This is a genomic window from Streptomyces sp. NPDC052042 (assembly GCF_044548345.1).
GTDB lineage: Bacteria > Actinomycetota > Actinomycetes > Streptomycetales > Streptomycetaceae > Streptomyces.
This window is the reverse complement of record NZ_JBIUBU010000002.1, coordinates 296215-310002: the sequence shown is the minus strand read 5'-3', so window position 1 is coordinate 310002 and position 13788 is coordinate 296215. Positions and strand designations below refer to the sequence as shown.

Genomic DNA, 13788 nt, shown 5'->3' with positions numbered 1-13788 from the left:
CGGACGGTCAGCTCGTGGGTGCGCCGCCCTTCTGCTGCTGCTGCATGAGCTCGGTGAACTTGATCGTGTCACCGGCCGCCGGCTTCTCCACGGAGACCTTCGTGCCGTAGTCGCTGTAGTAGACGGTCGAGTTCATCTCGCCGGTCTTCAGCTTGGCGCGCTCGGTCTTCTTGACCAGCAGGTCGTTCTCGTCGACCCAGATGTCGACCTGCTCCGTGGTGATGCCCACCTCGTTCAGCTGCTTCTTCAGCTCGGCGAGCTGGTCGGCGTCGAGGGCGGAGTTCTTCTCGGTCATCTCGGCGACGTCGAGCGTGCCGGAGTAGTGCGTGGTGCGGACTCCGCGCACGTCCTCCTCGCCGACCTTCTTCACATCGCCGGAGGCCAGCAGGGACTGCACACCCTGGTTGGGCGTGGCGTTCTGCATCTGCTGCTTCATCGCCTCGCCGGAGGCGCCCGCGAGCTCGGCGAGATCGGCGTAGTCGTAGCTGATCCAGTGCTTGCCGCCGGACTGCTCGGCGAAGCCGTCGCCCATGTTCACGGCGTAGCCGTCCTTGTAGTAGCGGGCCTCCATCGTGCCGCTACCGCCGGTCTGCTTCATGGCGTCCGCCATGCTGCCGCCGGTGTACGTGATCTCCATGGTGCCGGTCAGACCGTCGGACCAGTCGACGACTCCGGTCTGCTTCATGGACATGAGGGTGCCCATCTCGGTGGTCCCCTCGATCTTCGCCGAGTTGACCCCGCCGGTCTTCTTCGCCACCTGACGCAGTGCGGCGACCGGGTCGAACTTCGCGGCGCCGCTGCAGGACGTGACGGAGGTCAGTGCCGCCGCCACCGCCACCGCCAGGCCCACCCGTCGCACAGTACTGGTCGTCATGTCCGTTTCCACCCCTCGTTCGACTCTCGGACCCTCACGCTAACGCACAGCTCCGACACAGCCTGATCGTGTGTACGGAAACATCATGTGCACGGATACGAGGACGGGCCCCGCACCTGAAAAGGTTGCGGGGCCCGTCGATGTCGCACGGACGCGGCGTACTGCCGAGCACAGGGCTCAGACGGCGGCCGGGTCCTCCTCCACGAGGAGGTTGCGGGTGCGGTTGGCGTCCAGCGGGATGCCGGGGCCCATCGTGGTGGTCAGGGTCGCCTTCTTGATGTAGCGGCCCTTGGCGGCGGACGGCTTCAGACGGAGGATCTCCTCCAGCGCCGCGCCGTAGTTCTCCACCAGCTTGGTCTCGTCGAAGGAGACCTTGCCGATGATGAAGTGGAGGTTCGAGTGCTTGTCGACACGGAACTCGATCTTGCCGCCCTTGATGTCGGTGACGGCCTTGGCGACGTCGGGGGTGACGGTGCCGGTCTTCGGGTTCGGCATCAGACCACGCGGACCGAGCACGCGGCCGAGGCGGCCGACCTTGCCCATGAGGTCCGGGGTGGCGACGACGGCGTCGAAGTCCAGACGGCCCTTCGACACCTCGTCGATGAGCTCGTCGGCGCCGACGATGTCGGCGCCCGCGGCTTCCGCGGCCGCAGCACGGTCACCGGTCGCGAAGACCAGGACCCGGGCGGTCTTGCCGGTGCCGTGCGGGAGGTTCACGGTGCCGCGGACCATCTGATCGGCCTTGCGCGGGTCGACGCCCAGACGGAGCGCGACCTCGACGGTGCCGTCGAACTTGGTGGTGGCGGTCTCCTTGGCGAGACGGACGGCCACGAGCGGCGCGTAGGTACGCGACCGGTCGACCTTGGCGTCCGCAGCCCGGAGGTTCTTGCTGCGCTTCACTTCTGCTCCTGTGTTCTCAGGGTGTGGAGTCGTGGTGCGGGCCAGCGCTCGGCCCTACCACTGCGTACGTGAGGGGCTGGTCAGCCTTCGACCGAGATGCCCATGGAACGGGCGGTGCCTTCGATGATCTTCGACGCGGCGTCGAGGTCGTTGGCGTTCAGGTCGGGGAGCTTCGTCGCGGCGATCTCGCGGACCTGGGCGGCCGTCAGCTTGGCGACCTTGGTCTTGTGCGGCTCGCCGGAGCCCTTCTCCACACCCGCGGCCTTCAGGATCAGCTTCGCGGCCGGCGGAGTCTTGGTGACGAAGGTGAAGGAACGGTCCTCGTAGACCGTGATCTCCACCGGCACGACCATGCCACGCTGCGACTCGGTCGCGGCGTTGTAGGCCTTGCAGAACTCCATGATGTTGACGCCGTGCTGACCCAGCGCGGGGCCGACCGGCGGGGCCGGGTTGGCCGCACCGGCGTTGATCTGGAGCTTGATCAGCCCCGTGACCTTCTTCTTCTTGGGAGGCATTGCTCTCTCCGGGTCCTAGTGAGAGTGTTCCGCCTCTGTCCGGTCATCCGGATGGAGGCATACCGCGCAACGATAACGGGTATAGCTGCGCATCCAAAAACCGAGCAGGTCAGACCGGCGCGAAACCGGCCCGGCCTACTCGGTGGGCGTATGTCCGAAGAATCGCGGAAGCCGTCAGTTCTTCTGGATCTGGTCGAAGCTGAGCTCGACCGGGGTCTCGCGGCCGAAGATCTCGACGAGACCCTTGACCTTCTTCGAGTCGGCGTTGATCTCGTTGATCGTCGCCTGAAGCGTGGCGAACGGACCGTCGGTGACGGTGACCGAGTCGCCCACCTCGAAGTCGAGCACCTGCACCTCGACCTTGCGGGCCGGTGCCGGCTTGCCCTCGGCCTCCGCGGCCTCGCGGGCGGCCTTCTCCTCGGCCTCCGGGGCGAGCATCTTGACGATCTCGTCCAGGGTCAGCGGGTACGGGTCGTAGGCGTTGCCCACGAAGCCGGTGACACCGGGGGTGTTGCGCACGACGCCCCAGGACTCGTTCGTCAGGTCCATGCGGACCAGGACGTAGCCCGGGAGCTTGTTCTGGCGGACGTTCTTGCGCTCGCCGTTCTTGATCTGGACGATCTCTTCCTCGGGCACCTCGGCCTGGTAGATGAAGTCCTCGACGTTCAGCGAGACGGCGCGCTGCTCCAGGTTGGCCTTCACGCGCTTCTCGTAACCGGCGTACGTGTGGATGACGTACCACTCGCCGGGCAGACCGCGCAGTTCCTCGCGCAGCGCCGCGACGGGGTCGACCGGGGCCGCCTCCTCGGCGGTTTCGGCACCGCTCTCGTCGTTCTCGGAACCCGCTTCGGCTGCGGCGTCGTCCTCGATGTGCAGAGCGGTCCGCTCGGCGGACTCCCCTGCGGCGGCGTCGGCAGCTTCGGCCTGGTCCGGCTCCTCGGCGTCAGCCGCCTCGACGATGTCGAGCTCGTCCTCGGCGGACTCGAAGGCGCCCGCCGTCGGCTCGACGGCGTCGTTCAGGTTCGGGTCAGACACGGTGGCTGCTTCTTCCTGGCTACATATGGGTGGAACATGCGAAAGGGGCGCCCATGAGGCGCCCTCCGCGGGATCAGCCGAAGACGTACTGAACGACCCGCTGGAATCCGAAGTCGATCACGGTCACGAGGCCGATCATGACGACGACGAAAACGATCACCACAGTGGTGTACGTCGTCAACTGGGAACGAGTCGGCCAGACGACCTTGCGCAGCTCGGCGATGATCTGGCGGTAGAAGAGCGCGAGGCGTCCCAGAGGGCCCTTCTTACCGCGCTTGCCGCCCTTCCGGGTCTTCTTCGTCGACTCGGGTACTTCATTCTCAGCATCAGGCATGTCGATGGAGCCCACGGCGTCCGTCACTCTTCTCACCTGATTCCGGGTCGTGGCCGTGCCGCGCCCGGTGGAGCCGCACGGTGGTGCATTGAAGTACGTACATGCGCACACTTCCTGGCAGGGGAGTGTGTAGCAGGGCCGGAGGGACTTGAACCCCCAACCGCTGGTTTTGGAGACCAGTGCTCTACCAATTGAGCTACGACCCTTTGTGGTTTCCACCAACCTACCGCATCTTCCCGGGTGCTCCGGGAGGGGAAACGGCACGGCCGGTGAAGGCCAACGACAGGTGAGTGTACGTGTTCAACGGCCCGGCGTCGAACAGATAGTCCGCCGCATGCGTCGTCGCCTGTCGTCCGCGTGCCGCCGGAATCCCTTCCGACCTCCTGGAAGGCGCCCCGTCCGGTCTCTGAAACCCGCGCGCCGACGGGCCGGGCGGTCTGGGACCATGGGGCGCATGAGCGCTGCAACTTCTCCGTCCGAGCGCAGGGTCTCCGCCCGCGTCGGCGCGATCTCCGAGTCCGCCACCCTCGCCGTCGACGCCAAGGCCAAGGCCCTCAAGGCCGCAGGCCGTCCGGTGATCGGCTTCGGCGCAGGTGAGCCCGACTTCCCGACCCCCGGCTACATCGTCGAGGCCGCCATCGAGGCGTGCCGCAACCCGAAGTACCACCGCTACACCCCGGCGGGCGGTCTTCCCGAGCTCAAGGCCGCGATCGCGGAGAAGACGCTGCGCGACTCCGGCTATGAGGTCGACGCCTCCCGGATCCTGGTGACCAACGGCGGCAAGCAGGCCATCTACGAGGCGTTCGCCGCGATCCTCGACCCGGGTGACGAGGTCATCGTCCCGGCCCCGTACTGGACCACCTACCCCGAGTCGATCCGGCTGGCCGGCGGCGTCCCGGTGGAGGTCGTGGCCGACGAGACCACCGGCTACCGGGTCTCCGTGGAGCAGCTGGAGGCGGCCCGTACGGAGAAGACCAAGGTGGTCCTCTTCGTGTCGCCGTCCAACCCGACCGGCGCCGTGTACGGCGAGGCCGAGGCCGAGGCGATCGGCCGCTGGGCCGTCGAGCACGGCCTGTGGGTGCTGACCGACGAGATCTACGAGCACCTGGTCTACGGGGACGCGAAGTTCACCTCGCTGCCGGCGATCGTGCCCGAACTGCGCGACAAGTGCATCGTGGTCAACGGCGTGGCCAAGACGTACGCGATGACCGGCTGGCGGGTGGGCTGGCTGATCGGCCCGAAGGACGTCGTCAAGGCCGCGACCAACCTCCAGTCGCACGCCACGTCCAACGTCTCCAACGTCGCCCAGGTGGCCGCGCTGGCCGCCGTCTCGGGGGACCTGGACGCGGTCGCCGAGATGCGTACCGCCTTCGACCGGCGCCGCCGGACCATCGTCCGGATGCTCAACGAGATCGACGGCGTGGTGTGTCCGGAGCCCGAGGGCGCGTTCTACGTGTACCCCTCGGTGAAGGAACTGCTCGGCAGGGAGATCCGCGGCAAGCGCCCGGCCACCTCGGTCGAGCTGGCCGCGCTCATCCTGGACGAGGCCGAGGTCGCGGTCGTGCCGGGTGAGGCGTTCGGCACGCCGGGCTACCTGCGCCTCTCGTACGCCCTGGGCGACGACGACCTCGTCGAGGGCGTCTCGCGGCTCCAGAAGCTGCTGGCCGAGGCCAAGGCGTAGGCGCGTCGCGCATCCGACGGACGACCCCCGGTTCCGGCCGGGGGTCGTCCGTCGTTCTGGCCGGGGTCGTTCGTCCGTCCGAACGGCAACCCGATCGGGAATGCGGCTACCGCCGGACCCCACGCATGCGGCAAGATCCTGGAATGGAGCGTGATGTACGGCTGTTGCCCAAGGCCCACCTGCACTTGCATTTCACTGGGTCGATGCGGCCCGCCACCCTGCTGGAACTGGCCGACAAGTACGGCGTGCGCCTGCCCGAGGCCCTGACCAGCGGCAAGCCGCCCCGACTGCGGGCCACGGACGAGCGCGGCTGGTTCCGCTTCCAGCGGCTCTACGACATCGCCCGTTCCTGCCTGAGGGCCCCCGAGGACATCCGGCGGCTGGTGCGCGAGACGGCCCAGGAGGACGTCGCGGACGGCTCCGGCTGGCTGGAGATCCAGGTCGACCCCACGTCGTACGCCCCGATGCTGGGCGGGCTGATCCCGGCCCTCGAAATCATCCTGGACGCGGTGGACGCCGCCTCGCGCGAGACCGGGCTGCCGATCCGCGTGGTGGTCGCGGCCAACCGCATGAAGCACCCGCTGGACGCCCGGACGCTGGCCCGGCTGGCGGTGCGGTACACGGACCGGGGCGTGGTCGGCTTCGGGCTCTCCAACGACGAACGCCGCGGCCTGGCCCGCGACTTCGACCGGGCCTTCGCCATCGCCCGGGACGGCGGTCTGCTGGCCGCGCCGCACGGCGGCGAGCTGTCGGGTCCCGCCAGCGTGCGGGACTGCCTGGACGATCTGGACGCCACCCGGATCGGGCACGGCGTCCGGGCCGCCGAGGACCCGCGGCTGCTCCGCCGGCTGGCGGAGAGCGGGGTGACCTGCGAGGTGTGCCCGGCGTCGAACGTGGCCCTGGGCGTCTACGAGAAGCACGCCGATGTCCCCCTGCGCACTCTGTTCGACGCCGGGGTCCCGATGGCGCTGGGGGCGGACGACCCTCTGCTCTTCGGCTCCCGGCTGGCCGCCCAGTACGACATCGCCCGGCGCCACCACGCGTTCACCGACGAGGAGCTCGCGAAGCTCGCCCGGCAGTCGGTGCTCGGCTCCTCCGCCCCGTCCCCGATCCGGGCGGAACTGCTGGCGGGCATCGACGACTGGCTGGCGAAGCCGGCCGGCTGAACGGGTTCCCGTGCCACCGCGCCCCGGCGTCCCGCGGGGCGCGGCATCACGATGGCGCGGCGTGTTGGTGTCGCGGCGTGATGGTGTCGCGGCGTGATGGTGTGCGGCGTCCAGGCGTGATGCGCCGTCGTGGCGTTCCCTGAGCCCTGGCCGTGTGCCCGCGCACCCTGTGGGTGAATGCGGGCCTACCCGCCTGGAGGACGCGTCCTACAGACTCACACCGACCATGACGGGTTCGTTGACGAGCGTGACGCCGAACGCCTCGCGCACCCCGGCGACGACCTCGCGGGCGAGCGCGAGGAGGTCCTCGGTGGTGGCGTCGCCCCGGTTGGTGAGCGCGAGGGTGTGCTTGGTGGAGATGCGGGCCGGTCCCGTGCCGTATCCCTTGGTGAAACCGGCCCGGTCGATGAGCCAGGCCGCGGAGGTCTTGACACGTCCGCCGTCCGAGTGGAAGGCGGGGGGTGTGACGTCGGGGCCGAGCCGGTCGCGGACGCGGGCGAGGAACGCCTCGTGCTCCGCCGCTTCCAGGATGGGGTTGGTGAAGAAGGAACCGGCCGACCAGGAGTCGTGGTCCTCGGGATCCAGCACCATGCCCTTGCCCGCGCGGAGCTTGAGCACGGTCTCGCGGGCTGCCGAGGCGGCTACGCGCTCGCCCTGTTCGACGCCCATGGCACGGGCCGTCTCCGCATACCGCAGGGGCGCGGAGAGGCCGCCCGCGTCCTCCAGTTCGAAACGGACGCGGAGCACCACGAAACGGTCGGGTTCGGCCTTGAAACGGCTGTGGCGGTACGAGAACGCGCACTCGGCGTTGGAAAGGGTGAGCGTTTCGCGGGCCTGCCGGTCATAGGCGATGACCTCCGTGATCGTGGAGGACACCTCCTGGCCGTAGGCACCGACGTTCTGGATCGGCGTCGCCCCGGCGGAGCCTGGGATTCCGGCCAGGCACTCGATGCCCGCGAGACCGGCTTCGACGGTGCGGGCGACGGCGTCCGTCCAGACCTCTCCGGCGGCCAGCTCCAGCGCGGTGCCGTTCAGAGCGAAGCCGGTGGTCGCGATGCGCAGGGCGGTGCCGTCGAAGCCCTTGTCGCCGATGACCAGGTTGCTGCCGCCACCGATGACGAGGAGCGGGGTGCCGGCGCCGTCGGCTTCGCGCACGGCTTCGATCACCTCGGCGTCGCTCGTCGCGGTGACGAGGCGGGCGGCGGGGCCGCCGAGCCGGAAGGTGGTCAGGGGGGCGAGAGGGGCGTCGTGGAGTTCCTGCACGGGGACAAGAGTACGGTCCGCCCCGGAGGAGGCCGTGGGCGCGTGTCTCCGCTCCCGGTCCCGTGGGCCCGCCGCTCGGACGGGGCCCACGGGACCGGGAGCGCGCCGGAGAGAGACCTGCGGCGCACTGGGGAGGGACCCGGGGCCCCTCGGGGCGGAAGGGCCGCGCTCAGGCGGCGACGGGCACGCGCTCCCCCTCGGCGCCTTCGGCCGTCCCGGGCTCCGGCGCCCGGGTCCTGCCGCCCTTCGGGATCAGCAGCGCGACGAGGGCGGCCAGCGCCACCGCCCCCGAGCCGATCCACACCGCCGGAACGGTCCCGTCCGTGAAGGCGCGCGCGGACTCGTACCCGCCCCGTGCCGAGAAGACCGAGGCCAGCACCGCGACGCCGAGGGCCCCGCCGACCTCGCGCAGCGCGTTGTTGGCGCCGGAGGCGATGCCCTGCTCGGCCGGGGAGACGCTCGACATCACGAGTCCGGCGGCGGGCGCGAAGTACAGCGCCATGCCGACGCCCCCGACGATCAGACCGGGCAGTTGCGCGGCGTACGAGGCGTCCGGCCCGATGACCAGGGCGAAGAGGGCCAGGCCGGCGGCCTGGAGGGTGAGTCCCGTGACGACCACCGGACGGCCGCCGAACCGGTCGGAGAGGATCCCCGCGATCGGCGCGACCAGCATCGGCATCCCGGTCCACGGCAGCATCCGCAGGCCCGCCTCGGTGGGGGAGTATCCGAGCACGGCCTGGAGGTACTGGCTGAGCAGGAAGATCGACCCGAACATGCCCAGGAACATCAGCAGACCCGCCGCGTTGATCCCGAGGAACGCGCGGCTGCGGAAGAGCCGCATGGGCAGCATCGGGTGCTTCGCGCGGAAGCCGTGGCGGATGAACGCGCCGATGAGCGCGGTACCGGCGAGCAGGGAGCCGAGGACGCCGGGGCTGGTCCAGCCATCGGCGCTGGCGTTGACCAGACCGTGGACGATGCCGAAGAGCCCGCCGCTGACCAGGAGCGTGCCGGGGATGTCGAGCCGCGCGCCGGGCGCGTACGACTCCGCGAGCCGCAGCCGCGCGAGCGGCAGCAGGAGCAGGCCGACCGGGACGTTCAGCCAGAAGATCCACTGCCAGGACAGGTGCTCGGTGAGGCTGCCGCCGACCAGCGGGCCGACGGCCACGGCCAGTCCGCTGACGGCGCTGAAGGCACCGAGCGCGGCCCCCCGGCGGGCGGGTGGCACGGCGGCCGTGAGGAGGGTGAGTGTCAGCGGCATCACGATGGCCGCGCCGGCGCCCTGTACGGCCCGGAAGGCGATCAGCTCACCGATCCCCGAGGACAGGGCGGCCGCGGCGGAGGCTGCGGTGAAGACGGCGAGCCCGACGAGAAAGAGCCGACGGCGCCCGAACCGGTCGCCGAGGGCCGCTCCGAACATGAGCAGGGCGGCGAAGGTGAGGGTGTAGGCGTTCACCGTCCATTCGAGTTCGGCCAGTTCGCCGCCGAGGCTCCGCCGGATGGAGGGCAGGGCGGTGGTGACGACGAGGTTGTCGAGGGCCGCCATGAAGGCGGCGACGCTGGTGACCACGATGGTCCAGACCACTCCCGAGCGGCCTGTCACGGGCTGCTTCACTGTGCTGCTCCCCCTATGGGTTAGTTATTAATTACTAACTTCTCTGGACAGAAAACCGGGCACACCCCGGCCGGACCGAACGGACGCCGGCCGGACCGGGCGGACCCCGGGTCGCGCTGTTCAACGGAGCGGTGCGGCGCCGCTCAAGCGGCCGGCCCGGGGCGGCAGTCCGGCTTGGCCGGGTCGTGGAAACCGGCCCAGACCCGATGCTCGGCCGGAAAGCCGAGCGAGGTCAGGGTGTTGATGAGCATGCCGTACGCGAAGAACCCGGTCGTCCCCCCGATGTCGGCACCGAGGGCGAGGTGGACGTCCTCCCACATGCGCAGCCACGCGGCGCGCAACACCTCGCCGAACTCCCGGTCCCCCGCCGCCGCGGCGCTCGCCACGGCGGCGTACGTCTGCATCTGCATCCGGAGCTTCTCGGGATCCTCGACGATGAGGCGCTGGTACGCGGCGGCCATCGCCGAGGCCGCCGCCTCCCCCTCAAGCCCTTCGGCCGCGTCGGCGAAGACCTTTCTGGTGTCCGCGAAGCAGCGCTCGGCGGCGGCGAGGAACATGGCCTGCTTGTTGGGAAAGAGCCGGAAAAGATACGGCTGCGAGACTCCGACACGTCGGGCGATCACCTCGGTGGAGGTGGCGTCGTAGCCGCCGCGGGCGAATTCGGTGATCGCCGCACGGATGACGCTCTCGCGCCGCTCTTCCGCACTCATCCTTGCCATGGGTGTGAAGTTAGTACGCAATCACTAACCTGGTCAAGGGCCTGCGAAGCCGAGCGCCACCGAGGGCGGAGGCGCACCGTACCGATCACCACCGAAGCCCGAGGCGGCAGCCGCCGGGCCGGGACCGTGCACCCGCACCCGGGCACGCCGGAACCGGGGCGAACACGAACGGCCGCACCCGGGCACAGCGGACACGGGCGGATACCGGCGGACGCCAGCGGACACGCGCGAGGGGCACCGCCCCAGCCCGGTGCCGCTCGCGCGCCAGCCGGCCGTGCCCGCGACCGCGCGCCCGCCCGGTCCCGGGCGGAGCCGCAGCACCGCATGGCCGCAGCCCGGCCTCAGGCGAGCCGCACCACCGCACGGGCCATGCCCAGCACCTTCTTGCCCTCGCTCATGGCCGTCAGGTCCACCCGTACCCGCTTGTCGTCGAGCAGGGCGGCCACCTTGGCGCCGACCTCGATCAGGGCGCCCTCGTCGTCGTTCGGCACGACGACCGGCTTGGTGAACCGCACCCCGTACTCGACGACGGCGCCCGGATCACCCACCCAGTCCGTGACCACGCGGATCGCCTCGGCCATGGTGAACATGCCGTGCGCGATCACATCAGGCAGCCCGACCTCGCGGGCGAACTTCTCGTTCCAGTGGATCGGGTTGAAGTCCCCGGAAGCGCCCGCGTACTGCACCAGCGTCGCCCGGGTCACCGGGAAGGACCGCGCCGGCAGCTCCGTACCGACCTCGACCGACTCGTAAGCGACCTTCGCCGTCATCACGCCTCCTCGGCGGCGCGCGCCACCAGCTTGATCCATGCGGTCACGACATGTTCACCGGACTCGTCGTGGACCTCGCCGCGGATGTCCAGGACGTCGTTGCCCGCCAGGGACTTGATGGCCTCGATCGTCGAGGTGACCGTCAGCCGGTCACCCGCGCGCACGGGGCGCGTGTACGCGAACTTCTGGTCGCCGTGCACCACGCGGCTGTAGTCCAGGCCCAACTGCGGGTCCTGTACCACCTGCCCGGCGGCCTTGAAGGCGATCGAGAAGACGAAGGTCGGCGGCGCGATCACGTCGCTGTGGCCGAGCGCCTTGGCGGCCTCGGCGTCGAAGTACACCGGATTGGTGTCCCCCACCGCCTCGGCGAACTCGCGGATCTTCTCCCGGCCGACCTCGTACGGCGGGGTGGGCGGATAGGTCCGCCCCACGAAGGACTGGTCGAGCGCCATGGGCTCGCTACCTCCTGGTGAGAGATGAAAAGGCCGAAACAACAGCCCCATACAACGCCACGAGGCCGCCCCCATCGGGGACGGCCTCGTGGGCGAGCCTGATTCAGCGCGTTTCGCGGTGCGCCGTGTGCGAGTTGCAGCGCGGGCAGTGCTTCTTCATCTCAAGACGGTCCGGGTTGTTGCGCCGGTTCTTCTTGGTGATGTAATTCCGCTCCTTGCACTCCACGCAGGCCAGCGTGATCTTCGGGCGGACGTCGGTGGCAGCCACGTGAGTGCTCCTTGACGGACGGTACGGACGGGTGAACGCAGAGAAGAGTAGCCGACTGAAGGACCGACCCCGCAATCGGCTACCGTAAGTAGCGGTGACCGGACTTGAACCGGTGACACAGCGATTATGAGCCGCTTGCTCTACCGACTGAGCTACACCGCTTTGATGACGGGCCCCGCCGTAGCGAGGGGATTCCCGTTCACCAGAGCCCCAATGCGGAATCGAACCGCAGACCTTCTCCTTACCATGGAGACGCTCTACCGACTGAGCTATTGGGGCGAGCGAGGAAGACATTACACGCTCGATCGCCGGTTGCCCAAATCCATTGACCAGGTCCGCCCACCAAGGCCGTTCGGGTGCCTCGCCCCTGGCGTCCGAGGGCGCCGTCCACCCCCTGACTCCCATCGGCTCCCAGCCGCCTGATCAGCGCTTTCGCCGCCACGCGGGCCTGCGGCAGGCCGCCCCGCGCATCCGCGCACCAGCGGCAGCCACCCGCTCGTTCCCGAGACGCCGAGCCCTATTCCGACTGCCCGCTTTCCCTGATTCCACGGCCTTGTCCGCTTTCCCTGCGGCGAGAGCATCTCCTCATCCCTCCCTCTGAGGACGGTGATCACTTCCGGCCCGCCTTTGCCCGCCACCGCTCTCCCGGCCGCCCACTCATGACTCGTACGTCCCCGGGGCCACACCGGTACGACTATTTCGCTCCTCCTCGAACCGGACCGAACACACCCCTAGGCTCGACTCACTCTGCGTGACCTTCCGCACCTGTGCAGCCGCCCTCCCCTCACCCCACCTCCCCCTTCTCCTCCGCCCCACCCCTCCCCCGCTCCCCGCCTCCCTTCTCCTCCCTCGCACCTCTCGCCCGCTTTCCAGGGTCCTCCCGTTCCAGGAGCGCGATGCCCGACAGCCAGCCGCGGCCGTCCGACGACCATGCCGACGACCCGGCCGACGCGTCCGGCGGTCCCGACGCCGCCGCGACCACCGAGACGAACCCGTTGGTGCTCTGTGGCGCCCGTCTCACCGACGGCCGCGTCGTGGACGTACGCATCGGCGGCGGCCGCATCGAGGCGGTCGGCACCGCGGGCAGCCTGGCCGCCCCCGGCGACCGTGTCGACCTGCGCGGCCATCTGCTGCTCCCGGCCCCCGTCGAACCCCACGCCCACAGCGACACGGCGCTCACCGCCGACGGCACGGGCCCCGGCATCCCCGGCCCCGTCTCGTACCGCCCCCAGGACGTCCAGCGCCGGGCCACCGAGGCCGCGCTGCTGCAGCTCGGCCACGGCGCCACCGCGCTGCGCGCGCACGTACGGATCGGCTCGGTCCAGGGCCTCGCCTCGCTCGACGCCGTGCTCCGGGCCCGGGACTCGTTGCGTGGGCTCATCGAGCTTGCCCCGGTCGCCGTGCCCCGGCTGCTCACCGGCGTCGCGGGCGCCGACAACCTGGCCATGCTGCGCGACGCGGTGAAGATGGGTGTGAGCGCGGTCGGCGGCTGCCCCGATCTCGACCCCGATCCGGCGGGCTACGCGGAGGCCGTGCTGGAGATCGCCGCCGAGCACGGCTGCCCCGTCGATCTGCACACGGACGGTGACGCCCCGGCCCGGCTCGGGCGGCTGGCCGCCGTGGCCGGCGGGATGCGGTCCGGTGTCTCCCTCGGCCCCTGTGCCGGCCTGGCCCGGATCCCCGCCCAGGCGGCGGCCCGGGCCGCCGATCAGCTCGCCGCGGCCGGGGTGACGGTGATCTGCCTCCCCCAAGGCGGCTGCTGCGGGGTGGAGGGGCGGGGCACCGCGCCCGTGGGGCTGCTGCGCGCGGCGGGGGTGCGGATCGCCGCGGGCAGCGGGGCGCTGCGGGACGTCACGAACCCGGTGGGCCGCGGCGACCCGCTGGAGGCCGCCTATCTGCTGGCCTCGCAGAGCGGGATGCGGGCGGACGAGGCGTACCGGACGGTCTCCTCGGCCGCCAGGAAGGCGATGGGGCTGCCCGAGGTCCGGGTCGAGGCGGGGTTCCCGGCCGAACTGCTCGCCGTGCGCGGGGAGCAGCTCTCGGGCGTGCTGTCGCTCGCGTACAGCCGGATCGTGGTGCACCGCGGTCGGGTGGTGGCACGGACGAGCGCGGTACGCGAGTACTGCGACTCGGAGACCGTCGTCGCCCTCGGGCTGCCCCGGCAGGGCAGGCCGGACCCCTTCGGCGGGCCCTGAACAC

General features: G+C 70.4%; 14 protein-coding genes and 3 tRNA genes. 3 read left to right on the top strand and 14 right to left on the bottom strand.

Annotation, left to right across the window (positions count from 1 at the left end):
* Window positions 1-7 precede the first annotated feature (7 nt).
* The 6 genes from ACIHCL_RS06635 to ACIHCL_RS06610 all read right to left on the bottom strand — a co-directional run bounded on the left by ACIHCL_RS06635 (window position 8) and on the right by ACIHCL_RS06610 (window position 3864).
* Window positions 8-874, bottom strand: coding sequence for a hypothetical protein (locus ACIHCL_RS06635; protein WP_399857636.1), 867 nt, complete (start codon window positions 872-874; stop codon window positions 8-10).
* A gap of 177 nt (window positions 875-1051) precedes the next feature.
* Window positions 1052-1774 carry a 50S ribosomal protein L1 gene (rplA, locus tag ACIHCL_RS06630; protein WP_399857634.1) on the bottom strand — a complete coding sequence of 241 codons (723 nt, stop codon included), beginning with the start codon at window positions 1772-1774 and terminating at the stop codon, window positions 1052-1054.
* 80 nt (window positions 1775-1854) lie between these two features.
* The gene (gene rplK / locus ACIHCL_RS06625) at window positions 1855-2289 is read right to left on the bottom strand and encodes a 50S ribosomal protein L11 (RefSeq protein WP_399857632.1); all 435 of its coding nucleotides are present in this window, start codon (window positions 2287-2289) and stop codon (window positions 1855-1857) included.
* A gap of 174 nt (window positions 2290-2463) precedes the next feature.
* On the bottom strand, window positions 2464-3324 hold the full coding sequence (nusG, locus tag ACIHCL_RS06620; RefSeq protein WP_399857629.1) for a transcription termination/antitermination protein NusG: 861 nt from the start codon (window positions 3322-3324) through the stop codon (window positions 2464-2466).
* 73 nt (window positions 3325-3397) lie between these two features.
* Complete coding sequence (secE, locus tag ACIHCL_RS06615; RefSeq protein WP_399857626.1) at window positions 3398-3685, bottom strand: preprotein translocase subunit SecE; 288 nt, start codon at window positions 3683-3685, stop codon at window positions 3398-3400.
* Between the two features lie 106 nt (window positions 3686-3791).
* Window positions 3792-3864 (bottom strand) — tRNA-Trp (locus ACIHCL_RS06610).
* 248 nt (window positions 3865-4112) lie between these two features.
* On the opposite strand from ACIHCL_RS06610, the gene ACIHCL_RS06605 reads away from it, so the two are divergent.
* Window positions 4113-5339, top strand: coding sequence for a pyridoxal phosphate-dependent aminotransferase (locus ACIHCL_RS06605; RefSeq protein WP_399857623.1), 1227 nt, complete (start codon window positions 4113-4115; stop codon window positions 5337-5339).
* A 143-nt stretch (window positions 5340-5482) separates the two neighbouring features.
* Window positions 5483-6505 (top strand): adenosine deaminase, encoded by a 1023-nt coding sequence (locus ACIHCL_RS06600; protein WP_399857621.1) that lies wholly within the window; start codon window positions 5483-5485, stop codon window positions 6503-6505.
* 207 nt (window positions 6506-6712) lie between these two features.
* Here the strand turns inward: ACIHCL_RS06600 and ACIHCL_RS06595 are convergent, their stop codons facing one another.
* The 8 genes from ACIHCL_RS06595 to ACIHCL_RS06560 form a co-directional block, all read right to left on the bottom strand.
* Window positions 6713-7858: a UDP-N-acetylmuramate dehydrogenase gene (locus ACIHCL_RS06595; protein WP_399857619.1), complete on the bottom strand. Its 1146-nt coding sequence runs from the start codon at window positions 7856-7858 to the stop codon at window positions 6713-6715.
* A gap of 79 nt (window positions 7859-7937) precedes the next feature.
* Entirely contained in the window at window positions 7938-9380 is a 1443-nt protein-coding gene (locus ACIHCL_RS06590) for an MFS transporter (protein WP_399857615.1), read from the bottom strand.
* 143 nt (window positions 9381-9523) lie between these two features.
* Window positions 9524-10090, bottom strand: coding sequence for a TetR/AcrR family transcriptional regulator (locus ACIHCL_RS06585; RefSeq protein ID WP_399858051.1), 567 nt, complete (start codon window positions 10088-10090; stop codon window positions 9524-9526).
* Between the two features lie 350 nt (window positions 10091-10440).
* On the bottom strand, window positions 10441-10869 hold the full coding sequence (locus ACIHCL_RS06580; RefSeq protein WP_399857613.1) for a MaoC family dehydratase: 429 nt from the start codon (window positions 10867-10869) through the stop codon (window positions 10441-10443).
* Window positions 10869-11321 carry a MaoC family dehydratase N-terminal domain-containing protein gene (locus ACIHCL_RS06575; RefSeq protein WP_399857610.1) on the bottom strand — a complete coding sequence of 151 codons (453 nt, stop codon included), beginning with the start codon at window positions 11319-11321 and terminating at the stop codon, window positions 10869-10871. Before ACIHCL_RS06575 ends, ACIHCL_RS06580 begins: the two co-directional genes overlap by 1 nt.
* Before the next feature lie 103 nt (window positions 11322-11424).
* A complete protein-coding gene (rpmG, locus tag ACIHCL_RS06570; RefSeq protein ID WP_003956487.1) occupies window positions 11425-11589 on the bottom strand; it encodes a 50S ribosomal protein L33 in 165 nt (54 codons plus the stop codon).
* Window positions 11590-11678: 89 nt separating this feature from the next.
* Window positions 11679-11751, bottom strand: a tRNA-Met gene (locus ACIHCL_RS06565).
* A 44-nt stretch (window positions 11752-11795) separates the two neighbouring features.
* Window positions 11796-11868, bottom strand: a tRNA-Thr gene (locus tag ACIHCL_RS06560).
* Window positions 11869-12485: 617 nt separating this feature from the next.
* On the opposite strand from ACIHCL_RS06560, the gene ACIHCL_RS06555 reads away from it, so the two are divergent.
* A complete protein-coding gene (locus ACIHCL_RS06555; RefSeq protein ID WP_399857608.1) occupies window positions 12486-13784 on the top strand; it encodes an amidohydrolase family protein in 1299 nt (432 codons plus the stop codon).
* The last annotated feature ends 4 nt before the right edge of the window (window positions 13785-13788 follow it).